Here is a 24,458-nt window from a genome sequence, read left to right as displayed (position 1 = left end):
AGGGTTGGGGTGAGGGGCTCTATCCGCAAGCGCCGGTGTCAATCGATGGACCTGTACCCCCTCACCCGGATTGCTTCGCAATCCGACCTCTCCCCGCAAGCGGGGCGAGGTAAGACGAACGCCGGCACCGATTTTGCTCAAAGTCATCATGCCCTAATCCCCGTAGCGGATGCGCGGATCGATCGCGGCATACAGCAGGTCGACGGTGAAGTTGGCAAACACCACGACGACCGCGATCAGCATCACGAGGTTCTGCACGATCGGGTAGTCGCGCCAGCGCAGCGCCTCGACCAGGAAGCGGGCGATGCCCGGGATATTGAACACGGTTTCGGTGACGATCAGCCCGCCGATCAGGAAAGCGGCCTCGATGCCGATCACGGTGATGACGGGCAGGATGGCGTTTTTCAGCGCGTGGCGATAATTGACCGAATTTTCCGAGGCGCCTTTGGCGCGCGCGGTGCGGATGAAATCCTGGCGCAGGATTTCGAGCATCGAGGAGCGTGTGATGCGCATCGTCAGCGCGGCGCTGCGAAAGCCGACCGCCATCGCCGGCACGCAGTAGATGGCGATCGCTTCGGTCCAGGTCTTCGGATTGGGATTGAAGATCGGCATGGTTCCGAACATGGAAACCGACGCCATCAGGATCAACAGTCCGAGCCAGAACGAGGGCAGCGACAGCCCGCTCAGGCTGACGATACGCAAGGCATAATCGAGCCTTGTGCCCTGGTGAACGGCGCTGATGACGCCGAGGGGAATGCCGATCGATGCGGAGAACAGCAGCGCCAGCCCCGCCAGCTTTGCGGTGATCGGAATTCGCGGCAGGATCTCCTGCAGAGCCGGTTTTTCCGAGACATAGGAATAGCCGAGATCGCCATGCAGCAACCCGCCGATCCAGCGGAAATACTGCACCACGATCGGGTCGCTGAGGCCGAGTTCCTTTTCCAGATTGGCCTTGTCGGCGGGATCGACGAAGCCGGCCGCGTCGAACAGGATGTCGACGATATTGCCGGGAACGACGCGCAGCAGCACGAAGATGATGATCGAGATCCCGATCAGGGTCACGAACATCAAGGCGAGGCGTCGCACGATATAAGCAAACACCTGGCTATTCTCCCTGGCCGGCCGACGTAATGGCGGACGTTACTTGTCCATCCATACATCCTCGTAACGATAGCCGTTATAGGAGCTGTTCACCATGATGGTGATGCCCTTGACGTAGGGCTGCCAGCAGGAACCCGAGCGGCCGTGGTAGATGATTGGGCGGGCGACGTCCTCCTGCAGCTTCTTGTCGATTTCCCAGACGATCTTCTTGCGCTTGGCGACGTCGGTTTCCTGGGACTGCTCGCCGAACAGCTTTTCGATGTCCTTGTTGCAGTAGTTGGTGTAGTTGCGCTCCGAGCCGCAGGAATAGTTCTCGTAGAACGACTGGTCGGGATCGTCGACGGCATTGCCGGTCAGATTGAGGCCGAGCGCATAATCCTTGCGCGCGACTTTCGAGAACCAGTTCGCCGTCTCGACCACGTCAAGCTCGCCGTCGATATAGATGCTCTTGAGCTGATCGATCAGGATGATGGCGGGGTCGCGATAGATCGGAATGTTGCGCGTTGCGACCTTGACCGCGAGCCGCTTGTCCGGCCCAAAGCCCGCCTTCTGCATCAGCTTGCGCGCTTCTTCCCGATTGGCGTTGATGTCGGGGCCGTAGCCCGGGATCGTCTCCAGCATCTCCTTCGGCATCGCCCACAACCCGCCCGGCGCGGGAAGCATGGTGCCGCCGATATCCGCCTGTCCTTCGAACAGGATCGATATGAACGCCTTGCGGTCGATCGCCAGCGCCATCGCGCGGCGGATATCCAGGCTGTCAAACGGCGGCGAGGACGAGTTGACGATGATATTGGTCGAGACGTTGATCGGCTCCACGACGCACACGGCGTTCGGCGACTGCTTCTTGACGTCCTTGAGCAGCGGGATCGACACTTCGGTGGGGAAGGTCATGTCGAACTGTCCGGAAATAAAGCCGAGAATGGCCGTCGACCGGTTGGTGATGATGGTGAATTCCATGCCGTCGAGATACGGCAGGCCCTTCTTCCAGTAATCGGGGTTGCGCGTCAGCTTGATCGATTCGTTGGCCTTGAACTCGACGAACTTGAACGGACCGGTGCCGGTCGGCTTGGTGCGCATGTCGCCGGGCGAGACGTGGCATGGATAGACCGGTGTATAGCCGGAGGCGAGCAGCGCCAGCAGCGCGGGCTGTGGCCGCTTCAGATTGAACGACGCCTCGAAATCGCCTGACGTGGTGACGTCGACGACCTCGTCATACCAGGACTTGCGCGGGTTCTTGCGGAACTTCTGCTGCGACTTGCCCATCAGCATGTCGAAGGTGCATTTGACGTCGGCGGAGGTGAACGGCTTGCCGTCGTGCCATTTGACGCCCTGCCGCAGCTTGAAGGTGAGCTTCTTCTTGTCGTCGCTCCAGGCCCAGCTCTCCGCGAGGTCCGGGACGATCGACTCCATGGAGTTCTGCGGGACGTCCTGCTTGTAGATCACGAGGTTGTTGAAAACAGGCATGAAGGGAATGTTGACCGAATAGGTCGCCTCCTCGTGGATCGAGGCGCTGGCCGGGCTGTCGCGGTGATAGACCTTGAGGATGCCGCCCTGCTTGGGCTCGCCCGCCGATGCAACATGGTAGGCCGGCAGCAATAACAACGCCGCGACGGCAAGCGTTCGCACGCTCCGCATGGTGTCCCCTCCCGAGAATGTTCGGTCTCAAATGGCCGATTACCGCCGACGATAGCATGACCATCCTGCCGGGCAACCGGCCAGGGCCGTGCGGAGGTTGGCAATTCGGACGAATGAAACTCCGTATGGCGGAACCGGCCTGACTTTCGCGGCCGTTTGCACGGATATGGCTGAGCAATTGGCGCCGTCGTTGCGACGCACACAAGATGATCGCGCCATAATGCCTCACCCGAGCGCTCACGCCGTCACGTTCCGGCATATTTCGTATCAACGCGGTCGCGCGTTTGCCAATCCTGGGCTCCTCACACGATCCGCGAGGTCTTGTTGCCCCAATAGCGGTCGCGCAACAGGCGCTTGTAGAGTTTGCCGGTGGGCAGCCGCGGCAGTTCCTTCTCGAAATCGATCGAGCGCGGCACTTTCTGGCGCGACAGCGACTGGCTGCAGAACGCGATCAATTCCTCCGCGAGATCCGCTCCTGGCGAAACGCCGGGCATCGGCTGCACCACCGCCTTCACTTCCTCGCCCAGATCCGGATTGGGCACGCCGAACACTGCGGCATCGGCGATCTTGGGATGCGTGATCAGCAGATTCTCGCATTCCTGCGGGTAGATGTTGACGCCGCCGGAGATGATCATGAACGTCGCGCGGTCGGTGAGATAGAGATAGCCGTCATTGTCGACATAGCCGACATCGCCCACCGTGCTCATGCTGCCGTCCGCCGAGCGGGCTTCCTTGGTCTTGGCCGGATCGCCGAAATATTCGAACGGGGTGGCGGTCTTGAACCACACCGTGCCCGGCGTGCCGACGGGAACGGCCTGCATGTTATCGTCGAGAATATGCAGATCGCCGAGCAGCACCCGGCCCACGGTGCCGCGATGGGCCAGCCACTCCTCGCTGTTGCAGGAGGTAAAGCCGAGCCCTTCGGTGGCGCCGTAATATTCGTGGATGATCGGGCCCCACCATTTGATGATGTCGTCCTTGACCGCCGCCGGGCAGGGCGCGGCGGCATGGATCGCGATCTCGAGCGAGGAAAGGTCGTATCGCGTGCGCACGTCCTCCGGCAGCTTCAGCATCCGCGAGAACATCGTCGGCACCAGCTGGGTGTGCGTGATGCCCCATTTCGGGATCAGCGAGAGATAATGCTCGGGATCGAACCGTTCCATGATGATGGCGGTGCCGCCCATCTTGATCGTGAGGTTGACGGCGGCCTGCGGCGCCGAATGGTAGAGCGGCGCTGGCGACAGATAGATCATGCCCTCGCGGTACTGCCAGATCTTCACCAGGAAATCGAACAGCGGCAATTGCTGATCGGCCGGCAGTTCCGGTAGCGGGCGCAGAATACCCTTCGGCCGGCCGGTGGTGCCGGAGGAATACAGCATCGCGGTGCCAACGCATTCATCTGCTATCGGCGTGTGCGGCATATCCGCCGTCACTGCTTGCAGGCCAACGATGCGATCGCTTTCGGGCCAACTTTCTCCTTGGCCATCGGCGACGATGCAAAGCTCCACGTGCGGGCATTCCTGCAACGCCTCGCGCGCGACATCGAGTTTTTCCCGAGAGGTGATCAGGATGCGCGACTGGCTGTTGGTCAGGATGTAGGCGAGTTCGCTCGCGGTGAGGTACGAGTTCACGCAGGTGTAATAGAGGCCCGAGCGTTCGCCGGCGCCGCAGGCTTCGAGATAGCGGCTGTTGTTCTCCATGAAGACCGAATAATGGTCGAGCCGCTTCAGGCCGCGTTGACGGAACAGATGCGCCAGCCGGTTGGAGCGCGCGTCGAGTTCGCGATAGGTGACGGTCTCGCCGGTGCCGGCCATGATGAAGGCGGGCTGCAGCGGACGAAGTTTTACATGCTTGCCGGTGTACATTTACGTTCCGTCTATCCCTTTGTTTTGAGCATGATCTTCTCGGAAAACCGGTGCCCACTTTTCCGGATCATGCTCTAGGCAGCCAGTTCGAGAATCTCGCGCACCTGTGCAGGTCCCTCGATCTTGCGCGGGTTGCGGGGCACCCACGGCGTCGCCATCGCCTGCTGTGCGATGCGGTCGAAATGCTCAGGCCCGACTTTGACCTCGCGCAGGCTGCGCGGCATGCCGAGGCCGCGAATGAAATCGTCGAGCACGTCGCCGGCATCCTTGCCCGGATGCCCCATCGCGGCTGATACCAGCGCCTGGCGCTCGGCATTCACAGGCTTGTTCCAGCGCATGACGAAGGGGAGCATCACGCAGGAGGTGTGGCCGTGCGGCACGCCGAACTCGGCGCCGAGCACGTAGCCGATGCCGTGGCTGGCGCCCATCGGCACGCCCGCGGCCAGCGGCCCGGTCGAAAGCCAAGTGCCGATCTGGCAATCCATCCGCGCGTCGAGATCGGCGCCATCGGCCTTCACCCGCGGCAGCGCCTGCGCCAGCAGCGCAAGCCCCTTCAGCGCCTGGGCGTCGGCATAGGGATGCGCCTCGCGCGCACAAATGCCCTCGACGCAATGGTCGACGGCGCGGATGCCGGTCGACAGCCACAGCCATTCCGGCGTGTGCAGGCCGATCGCGGGGTCGAGGATCACGGCGCACGGCATCACCAGCCGATGGCGCAGCGCTTCCTTGACCTTGGTGCGCTCGTTGGTAACGCCGGCGTTCGCGGTGAACTCGCCGCCGGCGATCGTCGTCGGCACGCTGATCTGCCGCACCAATGGCGGGTTCATCGGCGGCGGCGCGCCGGCAACGGCCCTTATTTTGTCGATGTCTTCGACGGTCGTAATGTCATTGGCGAGGCAAAGCTGCACCGCCTTGGCGCCGTCGGTGATCGAGCCGCCGCCGATGGTGACGATGAGGTCCGCCTTGGCGACACGAGCCTGTTCGGTCGCCGCTATCACAGCCGCCCGCGGCGTATGGGCGGGCATCGCGTCGAAGGTTCCGACGCAACGCGGCCCCAGCATGTCGCGGATGTTCCTGATCACGTCGGTCTCGCGGTTGAGCGTGCCGCTGACCATCAGGAACGCCCTGACCGCGCCGAGCCGTTCCATCTGCTCGACGATCACCTCGGATGCCGGCCGCCCGAACACGACCTCATCCATGGCGCCGAATACCACACGCCCTCTATGCACGCTTGTCCTCCCCGGACATTTTGGTCTTGTTGGCAGGGAGGTTAGCGGAGGAAATTCCGGACGTCATGCCCGAAGATGATGCGGAGGGGTGGGCGGGGGCGCCTCTCCACCAGTCGTCCCGGCGAAGGTCCCTCCATGCGTCGTCCCGGCGAAGGCCGGGACCCATACCGCGTGATCTCTCGTTGAAGCTCAGGTACGAGAGACCATTCGCAAAACTACTCCCTGGGGTTATGGGTCCCGGCCTTCGCCGGGACGACACGCGGATACACCTTCGCATTCCCGCGGCAGGTTTCGCCCGGGTTGTTCGAATTCATCCGCCCCCCAATCCAGAGGGCGCAGGGAATGCCGGATGCGCGCTGCACCCGCGGTCTCGTGTGCGAATAGTGCAAAGAAAGCTGCACACGAGCATACAGGGCAGCGGAGAGCATCCGACATTCCCTGCGCAGTGGCTTTACGGCTTATAACGCGCTCTCCCCGGTGAGACGGTCTCTATTGCCACCGTCGTCCCTCGGAAGTGTTAGCTCCCGCAGGACTTGACGCCGTTACGGGCGCCAGGACCACACGCTTTCGCCGTACGCTTCAGCCGCGACCGTCAATCGCAACGTCAACGTCCACCGCATCCCCGTCCCTCGTCATGACGACGGCCGACGCCCCTCTGAGTGGGACGGGATGGCTATTGATGTGCAGGTGATTTGGGGTGGAAGGAAAGAGAAATATTTTTGATTTTCGGAAATTTAGGACTTGACATGATTTCCGTAAATCGGAATGATTTGCCCGTCGTGTTGTTTTGTCGCAGTTTCTATGTCGTCCCGGCGAAGGCCGGGACCCATACGCCGCGGCGGGTGTTGTGAAAAGACGCTCTTCGACGATGGTGCCCAAAACCCAATCCTGTGGTTATGGGTCCCGGCCTTCGCCGGGACGACGGCACAAGGCGGGACGGCGTCCAAATCAAGCTGAGCACAAAAATCCGGGCGCATCGTGCCGCGATATGTTAGAGGCTTGGCACAACCGAAGGGGATAGTTGATGGCTTCATCGCCGGACCTTGCGACGCTCAAGCTCGACGATTTCGCAGCCCATCTCGATGCTGACTTCGAGATGGAGACGACCGGCGGCGTGCTGCCGCTGAAGCTGGTGAAGGCCGATCCGACTGGCGCGAGCGGGAGGGAAGGCGGGGCGTTCTCGCTGCTGTTCACTGCCCCCAGCGGCACGTCGCTGCCGCAGGCGATCTATCCGGTGAGGCATCCGGAGCTTGGGGTGATGGAAATATTTCTGGTGCCGATCGGACCGCTGCAAGGCGGCAGCGGGTATCAGGCGATATTTGCGTGAGCCCCCGTCATGGCCGGGCTTGACCCGGCCATCCACGCCTTTCTTTTGGCCGCAAGACGTGGATGCCCGGCACAAGGCCGGGCATGACGAGTTTCAGGACGCCCCCGCCTTCCACCGCATCAAATCGTAAACGCCCTTGTCTTCCTCGGTCACAAAACCGAGACGCCGGTAAAGCCGCATCGCCGGGTTAAGTTTCTCGACATGGATCGACGCATCCTTAGCCACAGCGGCGGCTTCGTCCAGGAGGTCGCGCAGCAGGGCTTCGCCAAGTCCCTTGCCGCGATGTTCGGGGAGGAAAGCGATGTCGATGATGCGATGTTGCGTGGGCCAGCGCTCGATGTAGAGGCGGCCGATGTCATGGCAGAGGTGTTCGATCACCAGCCAGTCGGCGTTCGGATAGTATTTCTGGTAATGCGCGTGCTGCGCGCGGAATTGCCGGTCCAGGAAGTCAGCCTTCTCGGCGTCGCTCCAGGGCGCGATCGAGAGTTCGTCCGATCGCGTCGAGGCGTAGACGCGGCCGAGAAACGGCAAATCGACATCGGCCGCGCGGCGAAACCGGCATCCCGCTTCCGCGGCACGCGCCCAGCCGAACGGAACGACCGCCGACGCCTGCATGGCAGATCGCTCATCCCCGCGGCGGGAACACGCCCTGCATCGCGATGCAGAATTTCAAGGTGAGATACGGCATCATGTTGTTGTGCGGCGCGCTATTGCCGGCGATCGTCAGGGCCTGAGGGGCCATCGTCACCAGATTAGCGGCGCCCGTGTAGATCGTTGCGTTGCTTGACTTCGCGAGCGATCGGTTAGCTGCAGGAGCATTGAGTTCACCCGCATCGATGTCGTGGTCTCGCATCGAATGCGGGTGGGCAGGAATTTCGCTTTGCAGCAACACTACCGTCTCGACGCCGCCCGTTTCGCCGAGAAAGCGATCCGACAGGCCGGGGCCCTGTCCGGGGTGCATCGGCGCGTTGCCCTGCATGTCCGGCAGGTTGAAGTTGCTCGCGCCATTGCCGCCATAGGTGGTGCCGAGCAGCGAGAACAGCGCGGTATTCTGCGAGATCGGCAGGGTTTGTCCGTCGCAAAAGGCCCAGCCCCTGGGCGCGAAATTGAACGGGAAGATGCGGATTTCGGCGACGAACGGATCGGCCATGGCGTCCTCTTAGCTCGGGGGCGGGAAGATCCCGAATTGTGAAATGATGAAGTTGACGCAGAGATAGGGCTGCATATTCTCGTGAGGCAGGCTGCCGCCTACGGTGGTCACGGCTTGCGCATTGAGGTTGGTGTCCGTTACGTCCTGTATGTACGGCAACGCCCCACCGCCGATCTGTGCCACAATCTTGCCCGACGGATTGGGATCCTGGCCCAGGCTGGTGGACGCGATCATTGGGTGTGTGTGCGCCGCCATCTGCTGCACCGTCAACGTGACGCTCTCCACGCCGCCGGGCTGGCCCAACGTAAAACCTCCGCCCTGATGCAGCGGAAGCCGGCCACGCAGATCGGGCAACGCAAAAGTGCTTTGGCCGTCGCCGCCATAGGTGGTGCCGATCAACTGAAACAGGACTTCGTTCTCCGCGATCGAGATCAGTTGTCCGTCGCAGAGAAACCAGCCGGCCGGCGCGAAGTTGCCGGCGAACATGCGGATTTCGCCAACATAGGGCTGTGCCATGGGTGCGTTTCCTCAGTTCTGCGAAGGAAAGATGCCCTGAAGGGCGATACAGAAGCTGACGGTCAGGAACGGCTGCATATTGGTATGCGCCTGAGAACCACCAACGGTGGATATGGTCGTAGGACTTAGTGTCGTTTGGCCTGGCAGGTCCGCATAGAGGCGGCCCGGAACGACACCGAGCACATTGTTCGCACCGTCTTGCGAATTGCCGGCATTTCCACTTGCCTGAGCAAAATGCGTATGTGAAGGCAACTCAGCGATCGATAATGTATGCGACTGCTCGCCGCCGATCTGGCCGAGAAAATGGCCAATGCCGCCGGTGTGGTTCGGCACCCGTCCCTGCAGATTGGGCAACTGGAAGGTGGTCTGCCCATTGCCGCCATAGGTGGTGCCGAGCAGCGAGAACAGTGCCTGATTCTGGTTGATCGGCAGGGTCTGTCCGTTGCACAGCGCCCAGCCCTGCGGTGCGAAACCGAACGACATCATCCTGATTTCCGACAGAAACGGCTCGGCCATGCATCCTCCGGACATTCAACCTGACGTTTTACGATACGACAGGTTAAACCGTTTAGTCGAGACAAATCTGCGCAGGATTATTTGCTGAGCGGAAAAACAAAAACCGGAGCCCGGTTCTGATTCGATCAGAACCGGACAAGGGTCAGGTCAGCAAGCCGACATGGAGTTGGGTGAGATGAACGCCCGAATGGCTGTCGATCAGCACGTTCAGGGCATCGCCGGAATGCGCGCCGTCGATCTGCGCGACGCTCACCCAGTTGGCCGCGGCCGGCGGACCGTAGGGGTCGTTCGCGTTGACCTGCAGCGTCGCGAACTGGCCGCTGCCATCCTCGACCGCGCGCACGATCATCCCGTCGCTGAAGCCGCTCGCGTGGAATTGCGAGGTCAGCGCGGAGAAGTCGAACCGGTCGCCTTCGGCGTAGCTGTAATCCACGACATGCGTGACCGGCGGCGCCGTCGCCGCGTGGACGTCGACATTGGCGAACGCGAAAGTGTCCGCGCCGCCGCCGCCGAACAGGAAGCCGCCGCCATGGCCGGCGTCGATGGTGTCGTTGCCGGCATTTGCGGCGGCCGCACTTGACGCCGTGGTTGTCACTGGTCCGAGCGAAATGGTCGGCGTCAGGGTCGTGGTCGGCGCCAGCGCGACGTCGATCGCGTCGGGTAGCCGCCGTTCGCCGTCGACGAGGTTGCTGTACATCAAATTGTGGGCGTCGGCTGCGGCAGTCAGGTCGGATAGCCCGAGTTCGTGGCCCATCTCGTGCATGACGGCGGTGAGCAGATCGATATGGCCGGCCGCGGCGCTGGACGGATCGGCGGACAGGTCGGTGCCGCCGGCATTCTCCGCGTGGGTGAACTCGAAACTGTCCGATGGCGTCGAATCGACGAACCAGCCATGGCCCGCGGCATTGGCGTCGATGAGGATGTCGCCGCCGGTGTGCAGGCCGACGGCGTTGCCGGCGAGGTCAGCGACGGTGAAGGTGATCGCCGCCAGCGCCGCCAGTTGCGCCGGCGTGGCGCCGGCATGCGCCCACTGCGCGATCGCTGCCGCAATGACGGAATTCAACTGCGCCTGCGTCAGGTGGGTTTCGCCCGGCGTGGGCGTGGAAGACTGTACGCCCCCCGCAGCGGCGAGGAGAGGTGCGTCGTCGGTTATGACGCCCCGCGCAAAGCTGCCGTTCGCCGTACCGCTGTTTCCGACGTCCAGCACGACCGATTCGTTGGATTCGGTCGCGTCGGCGTCGGCGGTGGGATTGACTGTAATGACGGCCGTCGCACTGCCGGCTGCAAAGGTGACGGTACCGAGTCCGGTACCGGCCGTGAAAGTGGTGGCACCGGTGACAGCGTAATCGGATGTCGCACTCGCGGTACCGGTGATGGCAAAGTTGGCCACTAGCGACGAGGCCGTGCTGCCACTGCGGGTAAGCGTGTAGACAAGGTTCGTTCCGCCGTCTTCGAGGACCGAAGGCGTCGAAACGGAGACCGAGATGAAGGCCGGCGACGCATTTCCGCTGTACGAACCGCCGTCGACGGTGGCGCTCGCCGTGTCAACCTCATTATTTCGAGAATTCAGATAGGCGATGACGGCAGCGGTGTCGGTTGAACCTCCTGCATAGCCGTCAAGGTTGATGTTGTCGGCAAAGCGCTGCCTCACGCGGATATCGCCGCCCGCACCAACCGTGCCGCCCAGCGAATGGGTAATGTCGTTGGCAAGCGCGCCGGCGCCGCCGATGTTCAGATCGAGGAACGACCCGGCGCCCGACGGGTCCGCGACGCCTGATGTTCCAACGATGGCATTGTCGGCATTGTTGCCCCCGTTGAGCAGAAGATCGATGTTGTTTCCAGTGATCGTCGCCCGCGTCGTGGCGGCACCGTCCTGACCTTGCTGGACGATGATCGCGCGCTGTCCTCCGGCATAGTTGATCGTATTGTCGGTGATCGCGGCGTTAATCACGCCGCCGCCGGCGTTGAAGACGAAGACGCCGTCGGCCGCCAGTTCATCGGCGACGCTGATCGTATTGTTGTGGATGCGGGCGTCGAAAACGTAGCCGGTGTCGAACGCGGACCCGAGCAGGCCGATAACCACGAAATCACCCGCCGCGACGCTGCTCAGCGTGTTGCCGGTCGCCTCCAGGTCAACGCTGCTGCTGTCTCCGGCGCTGACCGAAAGCTGGTCGTTGTTGCCGCTCGACGTGCTGTTGTTGACGCGCAAATTCATCGTCGAGCTATCGAACGCATCCGCGACAATGCCACCGCTGAAGTTGTTGGTGGACGAGGCCCCGTCGATGTTGATGTTGGCCACCGTCGTTCCGCGAATGCCAAACAGGTAGCCGCTACCTTGGGTGCTCGCGCTCACGCTGCCGCCGCTGATGGTAAGGTCGAGATTGCCCGACTGTGTCTGCAGGTTGAGATGGTCGTCGAAGCTGCCGGTGATCGTGGTGTTGGTGATCGCGCTGGTGCCCGACATATTGAAGAAATGGATGCCGTCTTCGTCCGCCGCGTTGCCGACGTTCGAGATCGAGCTGTTGCTGAGGTTGAAATTGGCAACGGTATTGCCGTTGATACCCTGCTCGGCGCCGCCGCTGATGTTGACGTTGTCAATGGTGGCGTTCGTCACGGTCTGCAGGTGAATCGCCGCGTTGGTTGCAAGGTTGTCGCCGGTCGACAGCCCTGAATTGTCGGCGTCGAGATCAGACGTTCCCGCGTTGGTCAGGTTCATATTGCTCAGCGAGACGTTGCTGGTGTTGATGAAGCTCGCGCCGCGTCCGGTGGTGTTCTGAATGGTGCCGCCGGTCCCATCGGTCGATCCCGTGCCGGTGACGGTCAGGCCGCCGCTGCTGCCGGTGTTGTTCAGCACGATGCCGTTGGTTCCGCCATTGGCGGAGATGTCGTGGAACGTCACGTTGCTGGCGCCGATTGTGGTGCTGGTGATGTTGAGCGCCGTGCCGCCGACGGTCGCAATATGGTTATTTGCACCGGTGATGTTCACCGTGCCGCCGCCGGTGGCAGCAAAACCGTTGCCGGCGCCGGTGGCGTCGATGGTGAGAGTGCCGCCGGTGATGTTGAAATTGCCGTTGTTGTTGGTGCCGCCGATGTTGATGCCAGCGCCGGTCGTGGTGTCGATGTTAACCGTGGCGCCGCTGAAGAGAACGGTGCTGTTGGTCTGGTCGGTGATGTTGATGGCGGTCGAGCTGCCGGTATTGAGGTTGAGGGTCGCGCCGGAGAAGGTGAAGTTGCTCGAATTGTCGTCGAGGACGATACCGGCCCCGGCGCCGGTGTGGGTCAGGTTGCCGGACAGCGTAACGGCGCCGGTCGAATGGTCCTGGATGTTGACGACGGAAGCCGCGTTCGCGGCGCTGATCGTGCCGCCATAGGAGATCGCCGCCGTGCCGCCGGTGCTGGCGCCACCGGCGCCGTCGCCGACGAGGAAGCCCGAACTGCTCGATCCCGAGATCGCACCACCAGTGGCGCTGAACGAGCCGGTCAACGCAGCACCGGTGCCAGCCAGTTGCACGCCGAAGGTGCCGCCGGTCGAACTGACCGATTCAAGCGCGACGTTGAGGTTGCCGCCCTGGTCGATGTCGACCGCCTGGCCCGCGCCTGTTATCGACATGTGGTCGATGGTGAGGGTGCCGACGCTGTTGTTGCCGTCGTCGAGACCGGTGGTGCCGGCGGCGGTGGTGATGTTCACCCCGTGAATGGTGTTGCCCGAGGCAAGGTCGATGCCCTGGTCGCCGCCCGTGGTGACGTTGATGGTCGGCCGGGTGCCGGTGCCGTCGAGGATCTGGACGACGTTGCCGTTCACCGGATTGGTGAAGCTGAGCGTTTCGCCGGCGCCATAGAGCTGCTGGCCGTTCTGCAGATTGATGCCGTCGCCGGTATAGGTGCCGGTGCCGGTCTTGATCACCACGTAATCGTTGGCGCCCGGGCCTGCCGAGCCGTTGAAGTCGGAGATCGAGCGGAACGGATCGGCTGCCGTGCCGGTGCCGCCGGCGCCGTTGGCCGCGAAATTGGTGTTGTCGATGAACCAGACCTGCGGCACGACGCCGATGTGCACGGTGTCGGTGTCGGTCAGCGGGCCGCCGGCCCCGGTGTTGCCGCCGTCATGGGTCACCACGGTGAGGTTGGCCTGACCGGTGAAGCCGTCGGTGCTGTGGAAATTGACGTTGTTGGCCAGCGTGGCGTTGATGTCGGCCACCGTTCCGGACAGCGTCAGCGTCGCGGAGCCGTTGGCGCCGCCGCTGATGGTCGCCGCGCCTGCCAGTGTGACAGCGACGGTGCCGTTGGTCACCGAAAGCTGCGTCGTGACGAGGCCAGCGCCGGCATCGACGTCGGTGATCGAGAGGCCTGAGATCGCGGTGTCGGTGTTGGAGAACGCGGTCGGTACGGCGGCGTCGGTCGGAATGGTGTTGACCGGCGCGTCGTCCTGCGCGGCGACGTTCAGCGTCGCGGTCGCGGTCGTGCTGGCGTTGGCGCCGTCGGTGACCTGGACGTTGAAATGCCGCGTGCCCGGCGCCGGGTTCTCGCTCGAATTGTTGTACTGCACCGCCTGGATGGCGGCCTCGTAGGCGGCAACCGAGGCGGTGCCGCTGAAGGTGATCACGTTGCCGGAGACGGAAAAGCCGACGCCGCCGACCGAGCCGCTGGTGCTGCCCGAAACGGTCAGCACATCCTGCCCGCCGACGAAATCGGTGACGGTGACGGTGGCGCCGGTCAGATTGCCGCTGTCCACGTCGTTTAGATCGAGGTTCGGCATGACGAAGACGGTCGTGGACGGCGGGCCGGCGCCTTCGCTGAAGGTCGCTGTCGTGGCCGTGTTGTCGACGCCGCCGCCGGCGACGAGGTCGATCACCGGTGCGTCGTTGACGGGGGTGACGGCAACCGACGATGCAATGCCGGGCGCTGCGGTATTGTCGTTGGCGCCGCCGGTCGGGCCGGTGTCGCTCAGCGAGGTGAGGGTGACCACGCGGGTGGCCGCACCCGGATCTTCGCTGATATTGCCGTAGGCGAGACCATCGACGATGGACTGCATGATCGCGGCGGAGACGCCGCCGACCTTCGAGATCGTGACCGTCGCGGTGCCGCCGGCGAGGGCCACCGAGGCGGTCATGCCGTTGGTCGCGGTGGTTTCCGAGTTGCCATTGTTGAGTTCGACGGTGGTGCCGTCGATGGTCAGGCTTTCGCTGGCGCCGGTGCCGGCGACGTTGCTGACGGTGACGACGAGGCTGTTGAGGTTCTGGGCGGCCTCGATCGCCGAGGCGACCACGGGCGTCGAGAACAGGTCGACCGCCGCGCCGTTTTCGGTGAAGCCGGGGTTGAGCCCTGATGTCGTCAGCGTCGGCTCATCGTTGACCGGCGTGATCGCCAGCGTCCTGGTCGCGAGGTTGCTGTCGACGACGGTATCATTGACCTTGAATTCGATGGTCTTGCTGACACCGGGATCGTCGTTGGTGCTGTTGAAGGTGATCGAGCGCAGCGCCGCCTGATAGTCGGCGACCGAGGCGGTGCCGCTCAGCGCAAGCACGCCGGTACCGGAATTGTAGATGCCGGTAATGCCGTTCTGGTCGGTGAAGTTGAGCTGGTCGCCGTTCTGGAAGCCGACCGAGAGGCGGACCTGGGCGGACGCGATCTGGCTGTCGGGATCGGTGACGGTGAGCGCCCCGTCGATGACGACGGCGGCCGCGTTCTCGGTATAGGCGGTGGAGCCGCCGGTCGGCGTGACAACCGGCACATCGTTGACCGCCGCGACGTTGATGGTCGCGGTCGCCGCAGCGCTGTCGAGCGTGCCGTCACTGACGGTGTAGCTCAAGGTGCGCGGCGCGGTCGTGGGATTGTCGCTGGTGTTTTGGTAGGTGACCGACTCCAGCGCGAGTTCGTAATTGGCCTGCGTATCGGTGCCCGTCAATGTCAGCACGCCGGTGACGGGGTCATAGGTGCCGGTGATGAAGCCGACGGGCGTGAAGCTCAGCACATCCTGGGTGTTGTTAAACCCGCCTGTTATCGCGACCCTGGCGCCGGCCATGGTGGCGTTGTCGGGATCGGTGATGGTGATGGTCGGGTCGACGATGCTGGTCGCGTTCTCGGTGTAATTGAGCGTATCGCCGGCGGCGACGGTCGGCGCGATATCCACGACGACATTGACCGTGAACGTTTGCTGGCTGTGCAGCGTGCCGTCGCTGGAATCGACGGTGATGTCGTAGCTGGGATCGGCGAGCAGGATCTTGCTCGGATCGGCGACGGTGACGACACCGGTCGCGGCATTGATGGTGAAGCCGCCGTTTGAGGTGTCGTTGACCAGCGAATAGGTGACGGCCGGGCCGTTGACGTCGGTGGAAGACGCGGTGACGCCGACAGTGGCGCCGGCCGCGGCGCCGACGGCGACCTGGTTGGCCGCGGCATTGCTATCGACGGGCGTCGAGGGGGCGATGTCCGATACGGCGATGACGAAGGCCTGCGAAGAGGCCAGCGTGCCGTCGCTGGCCTGCACAACGACGGTATAGCTGGCGCCCGAGGTTTCGAAATCGATCCTGGTGGCATCGGCGACGGTGACGACGCCGGTCGCGGTATTGATGGTGAAGCCGCCGCCCGAGGTGTCGCCGACCAGCGAGTAAGTCACGCCCGGGCCGTTGACGTCGGTCGAAGACGCGGTGACGCCGACGGTCGAGCCGTTGGCCGCGCCTTCCGCGATCGTGTTGGCGGCTGCGTTGCCGTCGACGGGCGTCGAAGGCGCCGCGTCGGTGACGGCGATGGTGAAGGACTGCTGGCTGAATAATCCGCCGCTGTCGGTGGCCCGCGCCACGATTGTATAGAGGTTGCCCGGCGCGCTCTCAAAGTCGATGGCGCTGGAGTTGGCGACGGTGACGACGCCGGTGGTGGCATCGATGGTGAAACGGCCGCCGGCGCTGTCGGCGAGGCTCCAGAGCACGCCGGGTCCATTGATATCTGTCGCGGAAGCGGTGATGCCGACGGTTGAACCATTGGCCGCGCCTTCGATCACCGAGTTGGCGCCGGCATTGGTGTCGACGGGGATCGATGGTGCGATATTGGTCACGCCGATGGTGAAGGTCTGCGAACTGGTGAGGGTGCCGTCGCTGGCTTGCGCGGTGACGGTATAGGCGTTGCCGGCCGCGGTCTCGAAGTCGATTCTGCTCGAATCGGCGACGGTGACGATGCCGGTCGCGGCGTCGATGGTGAAGCCGCCGCCGGACGTATCGCCGACGAGCGAAAAGGTCACGGGCCCGCCATTGATGTCGCTCGAGGCGGCGGTGATGCCGACGGCGGTGCCGTTCGCGACACCCTCCAGCACCGAGTTGGCCGCGGCATCGCTGTCGGTCGGGGCCGCGGGCGCGACATCCGTCACGCCGATGGTGAAGCTCTGCGTCGTGGTGGATACGCCATTGGCCGCCTGCACGGTCACGGAATAGGCGTTGCCGGGCGCGCTTTCGAAATCGATCCTGGTGCCGTCGGCGACGGTGACGATTCCGGTCGTGGCGTTGATGGTGAAGCCGCCGCCGGACGTGTCGCCGATCAGCGAATAGGTCGTCGCCGGGCCGTTCGGGTCAACAGCGAACGCGGTGAGGCCGACGGTCGAGCCATTGGCCGCGCCTTCCGCGACGCTGTTGGCGGCGCCGTTATTGTCGACCGGCGTCGCCAGCGCGACGTCAGTCACGTTGATGGCAAAATTCTGCGAACTCGACAGCGTGCCGTCACTGGCGACCGCGGTGATGTTGAGGACATGCCCGGGCGCGGTGCTTTCGAAATCGATCTTGGTGGGATCGGCGACCGACACCACACCGGTGGCCGCATCGATCTTGAAGGCGCCGTTGGCGCTGTTGCTCAGGCTGTAGGTGACGCCTGGTCCGTTGATGTCGGTGGAGGAGGCGGTGATGCCGACCAGCGTGTTGGCGGCGGCGCCTTCCGCCACGGTGTTGGCGCCGGCATTGCTGTCGACCGGGGTCGAGGGCGCGATGTCTGACACGTTGATGGTGAAGCTCTGCGACGAGGTGGAGAAACCGTCGAACGAATTCACCGTGATGGTGTAGGCGTGGCCCGCCGCGGTCTCGAAATTGATCTTGGCGGGATCGGCGACCGTCACCACGCCGGTGGCCGCGTCGATCTTGAAGCCGCCGCCGGAACTGTCCGACGCCAGCGTGTAGGTAATGGTCTGGCCTTCGGCGTCCGTCGAGCGGACGGTGACGCCGACCAGCGTATTGACGGCGGCACCTTCGACGACATTGTTGGCCGCGGCGTTGACGTCGGTCGCGGTCGCGGGCGGCGTATTGGCTGTCGGCGGCGCTGGTCCGGGGCCCACGATAATGACGGGGCCACCGGGAGGCGTGCCGGGGCCGGGTGGGGGCGGCGGAGGCGGCGGGTTCACGCCGGGAGGTGTGCCGCCGGTCGCGGGCGGCGGCATCGAACCGGGGGGCAATTCGTTCGCCATTATTCGTACTCCCAACGCAAGTTTCTTGTCCGCGTCACGCAGTCAATCGCGCGGCTAGCGCGATGCGTGAGCACGTCGAATGTTTTGATGGATGGTGTGCGCGGTGTTGCAGCAGCCCGGTCCGCCCGATGAACGGAGGACTGCAAACGCAATTCGGGGAGACCTGTTACCAGCGACAGAAATCTCGCTCGTCACTCCGAAATGCCTCACTCACTTACGCCGCAACGAAAAGGGGGTAATCAATGTTCAATAAATGCGGCCGGATAAAAATTAAGACTTTAGCAACCATGATCGTAGCCGAGCGCACAACCTGGAGTCAACGTTCTCGAATTATTAACCATATGGGCGTGGGCCGTAACGTTGACGCGGAGGTGCTGCCGGTCGTCCGCTTCTCCTAAATGGAACTTTGGGCGACGCCGCGACGACAATTGTGTGATGTCACGTTTTCGTCATGTTCGGCGCGGTGGCCGCGATGGCGCAATCCGGCGATTTTCCTTCAGGCCAGCACTTTTGACCCATTCGTGCCAGCCCGGTACCCGCGGCGGCGCAAGGCGTGATCGTCCGCCATGCATAACGATTGTGCTTGATCCCATCGCCTTCTTGAACAGACTGGGAACCAGTCACATCTGTGACCTCCGCCGGGGAGCGGCAGCCGCCTCCATCGATCGAGATGTCGGGAAGTGCCAGGGGAGATCGACCAGATGGAATTGAGCGCGACTGAAAAACGGGATTGTCCGGTTCAACCGGAAGGCCGTCACGTCTTCTTCCCTTCGCTTCGCAGCCTCTCGCCGCTGATCCTGGTGTCCGCGCTGGCGCTGTCCGGATGTGGTGACAAGCCCCCGCAGCCAGCCGCGGCCGCGGCGCCGCCGGTCACGGTCGCGCAGCCGGTGAAGCGCACCGTCACGGATTGGGACGAATTCACCGGGCGGTTCGAGGCGGTCCAGGAAGTCCAGGTTCGCGCCCGCGTAGGCGGCTTCGTGAACAGCGTCGAGTTCCGCGACGGCGCCTTCGTCAAGGCTGGCGATCTTCTCTATGTAATCGATGCCCGCCCCTTTGAAGCGGTCGCAGACCAGGCCGACGGCCAGCTTTCCGATGCGCGCGCCAAGGGCGAACTTGCCAAGCGCGAACTCGATCGCGCCTTGACCCTGAACCTGACCCAGGCGGTCTCCGATTCCATCGTCGATCAGCGCCGGCAGACCCTGCAGGCGGCACGTGCGGCCGAGATGCAGGCCGAAGGCGCGCTCAAGGCAGCCAGGCTCAACATCGAATTCGCCCATGTGATGGCGCCGATCGCGGGCCGCGTCAGCCGTCATCTCGTGACCCCCGGCAATCTGGTGCAGGGCAGCGATGGCACCTCGACCCTGCTCACCTCGATCGTCTCGCTCGATCCGATCTACATCTATTTCGACGTCGACGAGACGACCTATTTGAGGAACAACCGCCTGTGGTTTGAGGGCCGGCGGCCGAGTTCGCGCGATACGCCGAACCCGGTGCAGGTGACGCTGACCGGGGAGACCAAGCCGTCGCATGACGGCAAGATGGATTTCATCGATAACCGCCTCGACGTCTCGACCGGTACGTTGCGCAGCCGCGCCGTGATTCCGAACAAGGACATGTCGATCCTGCCCGGGCAGTTCGGCCGCGTGCGGCTGATCGGCAGTGCGCCGTATGAAGCGCTGCTGCTGCCGGATACCGCGATCGCCACCGATCAATCGCGAAAAATCGTTTTCGTCGTCAAGGACGACAACACCGTCGAGGCGAAGCCGGTAACCCTCGGCCCGCTCGACGAAGGCCTGCGCGTAATCCGCGAAGGCCTCAAGGCCGAAGATCGCGTGATCGTCGCCGGCCTGCAGCGCGCCCGCGTCGGCGCGAAAGTCACGCCGAATCCCGCTCCCACTCCAGCGCCTGCCGGTGACAAGAAATGAACCTCGGCCGGCTCTCCATCAATCAGCCCATCCTGGCGATGGTGCTGTCGATCGTGCTGCTGATTATCGGCGCGATCGCCTACACCACGCTGCCGGTGTCGGAATATCCGCAAGTGGTGCCGCCGACCGTGGTGGTCACCACGCAATATCCCGGCGCCACCGCGCAGACCGTCTCCGATACGGTCGCAGCCCCCATCGAGCAGGAGATCAACGGCGTCGAGGACATGCTGTATCTCTACAGCCAGGCCACCTCGAGCGGGCAGTTGACGATCACGGTGACGTTCAAGCTCGGTACTGATCTGGACAAGGCCCAGGTGCTGGTCCAGAACCGCGTCGCCATCGCCCAGCCGAGGTTGCCGGAAGAGGTGCAGCGCAACGGCGTCGTCACGCGCAAGAACAGCCCCGACATCCTGATGGTCGTGTTCATGCTGTCGCCCGACGACAGCTTCGACCAGCTCTATATCAGCAACTATGCGCTGCTGCAGGTGCGCGATCAGTTGCTTCGCGTCGACGGCATCGGCGACATCCAGATGTTCGGCGCGCGCGACTACTCGATGCGGCTGTGGCTCGATCCGGACCGGATCGCCACGCTCGGCATGACCGCCGGCGAAGTGCTGGCGGCGATCCGTGCGCAAAACCTGCAGATCACGGGCGGGCAGATCGCGGAGCCGCCGATCGCCGACCGGGCTTTCCAGCCCAATCTTACCTTCACCGGCCGGCTGAAGGATATCAAGCAATTCGAGGACATCGTCGTCAGATCCGGCGCCGACGGCCGCACGGTGCGATTGCGCGACGTGGCAAGGGTCGAACTGGGGGCCTTGTCCTATACGACCAACAGCTTCCTGCTGCGGAAATCGGCCGTCGCACTGCTGGTGACCCAGCGGCCCGGCTCGAATGCGCTCGCCACCGCCAAGAACATCTCCGATACGATGACGAAGCTGAAGGCCGACTTTCCCAAGGGCCTCGACTACAATATCGGCTACAATCCGACCGAGTTCATCGCGCAATCCGTCAGCGAGCTGATCAAGACGATCTACGAGGCGATGATCCTCGTCGTCATCGTGGTGCTGGTGTTCCTGCAGGGCTGGCGTCCGGCGATCATTCCCATCATCGCGATCCCGGTGTCGCTGGTCGGCACTTTCGCCGTGATGGCGGCGCTGGGATTCTCGATCAACAACCTCACCTTGTTCGGGCTTGTGCTCGCGGTCGGCATCGTGGTCGATGACGCGATCGTCGTGGTCGAAAACGTCGAGCGGCATCTCGAACACGGCATGAGCCGGCGCGACGCGGCGCTGAAGACGATGGAAGAGGTGGGTGCAGCCCTGGTCTCGATCGCGCTGGTACTGTGCGCGGTGTTCGTGCCGACCGCGTTCCTCGGCGGCATTTCCGGGCAGTTCTTCCAGCAATTCGCCGTCACCATCGCGGTGGCAACCGCGATCTCCTGTTTCTGCTCGCTGACACTGTCGCCCGCGCTGGCCTCGTTGATCCTGGTGCCGCACGCGGAAAAGAAGCCGCCGGCCAGTTGGAATTTCATCGGGCGCGGCTGGGACGCCTTCACCGGGGTGTTCAATCGCACCTTCGACCGGCTGGCGCATGGTTACGCCAGCGCGGCCAATTTCGTGATCCGGCATTCGGCCGTCATGCTGCTGCTGTATGCCGCGCTGATCGGCAGCGCCGGATGGCTGCTTTACACCACGCCGCAAGGCTTCATTCCGGCGCAGGATCGCGGCTACATCATCGTATCCGTGCAATTGCCGGGCGCGGCGTCGCTGGCGCGTACCACCGAAGTGGTCCGGGAGATCGAAAAGATCGCGCTCGATACGCCGGGCATCATCAGGGTAGCTGCCTTCGCCGGCTTCTCGGGCGCGACCCGAACGCAGGCGGGCAATGCCGCGGCCCTGTTCCCGGTGTTCGAGGACCCGGAACATCGGATCAAGAAGGGACTGACCGCGACTGTCATCACCAACGATCTACGAAAGCGGCTCGCTGCGATCGAAGACGCCTTCATCATCGTGATCCCGCCGCCCGCGGTGCCGGGCATCGGCACCGGCGGTGGTTTCGCCATGCGCGTTCAGGATCGCCAGGGCCGCGGACCGGAAATGCTTGCCGCTGCGACCGACGAGCTGGTCGGCGCGGCGCGCAAGGCGCACGGCCTGACCTCGGTGTTTTCGCCGTTCACCGCCAACACGCCGCAGGTGTTCGTCGACATCGACCGCGTCAAGGCGCAGAAACTCGGCGTGCCGATTTCGAGCGTCACCGAGGCCATCCAGTCCTATTTCGGCTCGATCTACGTCAACGACTTCAACCTGTTCGGCCGCACCTATCACGTCACGGCGCAGGCCGATCTGCCGTTCCGGAAGGAAACCTCCGATCTGGCGCGGCTGCGCACCCGCAACGCCGCCGGCGACATGGTGATGCTCGGCAGCGTCGTGGATTTCAAGGACATCTCAGGGCCGGACCGCGTCGCGCGCTATAATCTCTATCCGGCGTCGGAGCTGCAGGGCGACACGCTGCCGGGCACCAGTTCGGCGACCGCCATCGACACCATGAAGAAGCTGGCGGAAGAGACGCTGCCGAGCGGCTTCGCCTACGAATGGACCGACCTGTCCTATCAGCAGGTCACCGGCGGCAATGCGGGTCTCTACGTGTTCCCGATCTGCGTGCTGTTCGTGTTCCTGGTGCTGGCGGCGCAATATGGCAGCTGGAGCCTGCCGTTCGCGGTAATCCTGATCGTGCCGATGTGCCTGCTCGCCGCCACCATCGGCGTGCGGATCATGGGGCAGGACGTCAACATCCTGACTCAGATCGGCTTCGTGGTGCTGGTCGGGCTGGCGGCGAAAAACGCGATCCTGATCGTCGAGTTCGCGCGCGACATCGAGCTTGAAGGCAAGCCGCGGCTGGAGGCGGTGATCGAAGCCTGCCGGTTGCGGCTGCGGCCGATCCTGATGACGTCGTTCGCCTTCATCCTCGGTGTGCTGCCGCTGGTGATCTCGTCCGGCTCGGGATCGGAAATGCGCCAGGCGGTTGGGGTTGCGGTGTTCTTCGGCATGATCGGCGTTACGGTGTTCGGCCTGATCTTCACGCCGATCTTCTACATGATCGTTCGTGGGCTGGCAGATCCGAAGAAGCCGAAGGATGTCGCCGCGGCTTGAGTCGCGGACTCCATCCCCGTCATCCCCGGACGAACGCACTTGCGTTCGCTCGGGAGGAGCGCGCTCTTGCGCGCGTCTCGAAGGATGAATCGGCCACAGACGGGCCGTCGCCCTTCGAGGCGCGCAAGAGCGCGCACCTCAGGGTGACGGATCTCCCCATACCATCGGCCGATCTGAAATAGATGGGCAGCGGCAGGGTTATAAAATATTGTCGGGCGGAATTTATCCTGAACGGAAACTGCTGGGAGCAAGAATTATGAAGGCGGGTTTGTTGATAGCCGTAGCATTGAGCGGCCTTTTGCTCGCCGCACCGGCGGCGGCGCAGGGCGTCAAGATCGGCATCCTGAACGATCAGTCCGGGGTCTATGCCGATTACGGCGGCAAATGGTCGTTCGAGGCCGCCAAGATGGCGATCGAGGATTTCGGCGGCGAGGTGCTCGGCCACAAGATCGAGATCGTCTCCGCGGATCACCAGAACAAGCCCGATCTCGGCACTGCGATCGCGCGGCGCTGGTATGAGGTCGAGAACGTCGACATGATCACGGAGCTGACGACTTCCTCGGTCGCGCTCGCGATCCATGATCTGTCCAAGCAGATGAAGAAGATCGACATTGTCGTCGGCGCGGCGACCTCGCGCCTCACCGGCGACGCCTGCCAGCCCTACGGGTTCCATTGGGCCTATGACACCCACGCGCTGGCTGTCGGGACCGGCGGCGCGCTGGTGCAATCCGGCGGCGACAGCTGGTTCTTCCTGACCGCCGACTACGCTTTCGGCCATGCGCTGGAAAAAGACACCGGCGACCTCGTCAAGGAAAAGGGTGGCAAGGTGCTGGGCGCGGTCCGCATTCCCCTGAACTCATCGGATTTTTCGTCGTTCCTGCTGCAGGCGCAAAGTTCGAAGGCGAAAATCATCGGGCTCGCCAATGCCGGTCTCGACACCACCAACTCGATCAAGCAGGCGGCCGAATTCGGCATCGTCAGGGGCGGCCAGAAGCTCGCCGGCCTGCTGCTGACGCTCGCCGAAGTCCACGGCCTCGGACTGGAAGCGGCGCAAGGTCTGGTGCTGACCGAAGGCTATTACTGGGATCGCGACGACAGGAGCCGCGACCTTGCCAACCGCTTCTTCAAGCGCACCGGCCGGATGCCGAACATGATCCAGGCCGGCACTTACTCCGCGACGCTGCAATATTTGAAAGCGGTCAAGGCGGCCGGCACCAAGGATACCGAGGCCGTCGCCAAGAAGCTGAAGGAGCTCCCGGTCGACGATCTCTTCGCGCAAGGCAAGGTGCTCGAAAACGGCCGCATGGTGCATGACCTCTATCTGTTCGAGGTCAAGAAGCCGTCGGAGTCGAAGAAGCCGTGGGACTATTACAAGCAGCTCGCCGTGGTGCCCGGCGACAAGGCGTTTCCGAGCGCCAAGGATTCGGGTTGCCCGTTGACGAAGTGAGGGCACGATCTCTCGGCACCGTCGTCCCGGCCTTGAGCCGGGACCCATAGCCACCGGCGGCTATTATTTGCAGAAGGTGTTTGCCAGCTTGCCTTAAAACTTCTGCACGGCGTATGGGTCCCGGCGTTCGCCGGGACGACGTGGGGAGGGAGTTGCGT

Annotated in this window: 13 protein-coding genes; 4 read left to right on the top strand and 9 right to left on the bottom strand. The window is 63.4% G+C overall.

The window, feature by feature from the left end:
• Positions 1–153 precede the first annotated feature (153 nt).
• The 4 genes from JQ629_RS04925 to JQ629_RS04910 all read right to left on the bottom strand — a co-directional run bounded on the left by JQ629_RS04925 (position 154) and on the right by JQ629_RS04910 (position 5,830).
• Complete coding sequence (locus tag JQ629_RS04925) at positions 154–1,101, bottom strand: ABC transporter permease (protein ID WP_192735579.1); 948 nt, start codon at positions 1,099–1,101, stop codon at positions 154–156.
• Between the two features lie 39 nt (positions 1,102–1,140).
• Positions 1,141–2,736 carry an ABC transporter substrate-binding protein gene (locus JQ629_RS04920; RefSeq protein WP_212411571.1) on the bottom strand — a complete coding sequence of 532 codons (1,596 nt, stop codon included), beginning with the start codon at positions 2,734–2,736 and terminating at the stop codon, positions 1,141–1,143.
• A gap of 302 nt (positions 2,737–3,038) precedes the next feature.
• The gene (locus JQ629_RS04915) at positions 3,039–4,601 is read right to left on the bottom strand and encodes an AMP-binding protein (RefSeq protein WP_212411570.1); all 1,563 of its coding nucleotides are present in this window, start codon (positions 4,599–4,601) and stop codon (positions 3,039–3,041) included.
• Positions 4,602–4,675: 74 nt separating this feature from the next.
• Positions 4,676–5,830 (bottom strand): iron-containing alcohol dehydrogenase, encoded by a 1,155-nt coding sequence (locus JQ629_RS04910; RefSeq protein WP_212411569.1) that lies wholly within the window; start codon positions 5,828–5,830, stop codon positions 4,676–4,678.
• 1,024 nt (positions 5,831–6,854) lie between these two features.
• On the opposite strand from JQ629_RS04910, the gene JQ629_RS04905 reads away from it, so the two are divergent.
• Positions 6,855–7,157 carry a DUF6916 family protein gene (locus JQ629_RS04905; RefSeq protein ID WP_212411568.1) on the top strand — a complete coding sequence of 101 codons (303 nt, stop codon included), beginning with the start codon at positions 6,855–6,857 and terminating at the stop codon, positions 7,155–7,157.
• A gap of 93 nt (positions 7,158–7,250) precedes the next feature.
• On the opposite strand, the gene JQ629_RS04900 is transcribed toward JQ629_RS04905, so the two are convergent.
• From JQ629_RS04900 to JQ629_RS04880, 5 genes are all read right to left on the bottom strand, one after another.
• Positions 7,251–7,772 (bottom strand): GNAT family N-acetyltransferase, encoded by a 522-nt coding sequence (locus tag JQ629_RS04900; protein WP_212411567.1) that lies wholly within the window; start codon positions 7,770–7,772, stop codon positions 7,251–7,253.
• Between the two features lie 10 nt (positions 7,773–7,782).
• Positions 7,783–8,307 carry a phage tail protein gene (locus tag JQ629_RS04895; protein ID WP_212411565.1) on the bottom strand — a complete coding sequence of 175 codons (525 nt, stop codon included), beginning with the start codon at positions 8,305–8,307 and terminating at the stop codon, positions 7,783–7,785.
• 9 nt (positions 8,308–8,316) lie between these two features.
• Positions 8,317–8,823 carry a phage tail protein gene (locus JQ629_RS04890; protein ID WP_212411563.1) on the bottom strand — a complete coding sequence of 169 codons (507 nt, stop codon included), beginning with the start codon at positions 8,821–8,823 and terminating at the stop codon, positions 8,317–8,319.
• A 12-nt stretch (positions 8,824–8,835) separates the two neighbouring features.
• Positions 8,836–9,339, bottom strand: coding sequence for a phage tail protein (locus JQ629_RS04885; protein WP_212411561.1), 504 nt, complete (start codon positions 9,337–9,339; stop codon positions 8,836–8,838).
• Positions 9,340–9,481: 142 nt separating this feature from the next.
• Positions 9,482–17,776, bottom strand: a complete 8,295-nt coding sequence (locus JQ629_RS04880; RefSeq protein WP_212411558.1) for a beta strand repeat-containing protein — start codon at positions 17,774–17,776, stop codon at positions 9,482–9,484.
• 701 nt (positions 17,777–18,477) lie between these two features.
• On the opposite strand from JQ629_RS04880, the gene JQ629_RS04875 reads away from it, so the two are divergent.
• From JQ629_RS04875 to JQ629_RS04865, 3 genes are all read left to right on the top strand, one after another.
• The gene (locus JQ629_RS04875) at positions 18,478–19,701 is read left to right on the top strand and encodes an efflux RND transporter periplasmic adaptor subunit (protein WP_212411556.1); all 1,224 of its coding nucleotides are present in this window, start codon (positions 18,478–18,480) and stop codon (positions 19,699–19,701) included.
• Complete coding sequence (locus JQ629_RS04870) at positions 19,698–22,853, top strand: efflux RND transporter permease subunit (protein WP_212411554.1); 3,156 nt, start codon at positions 19,698–19,700, stop codon at positions 22,851–22,853. The genes JQ629_RS04875 and JQ629_RS04870 overlap by 4 nt, the downstream gene beginning before the upstream one ends.
• A gap of 256 nt (positions 22,854–23,109) precedes the next feature.
• Positions 23,110–24,300, top strand: coding sequence for an ABC transporter substrate-binding protein (locus JQ629_RS04865; RefSeq protein WP_212411552.1), 1,191 nt, complete (start codon positions 23,110–23,112; stop codon positions 24,298–24,300).
• The last annotated feature ends 158 nt before the right edge of the window (positions 24,301–24,458 follow it).

Source organism: Bradyrhizobium sp. AUGA SZCCT0222, from assembly GCF_018130205.1.
In the GTDB taxonomy this organism is placed as follows: domain Bacteria; phylum Pseudomonadota; class Alphaproteobacteria; order Rhizobiales; family Xanthobacteraceae; genus Bradyrhizobium.
Note: the sequence above shows the minus strand (reverse complement) of the source record. Positions and strands in the feature narration are given on the sequence as shown.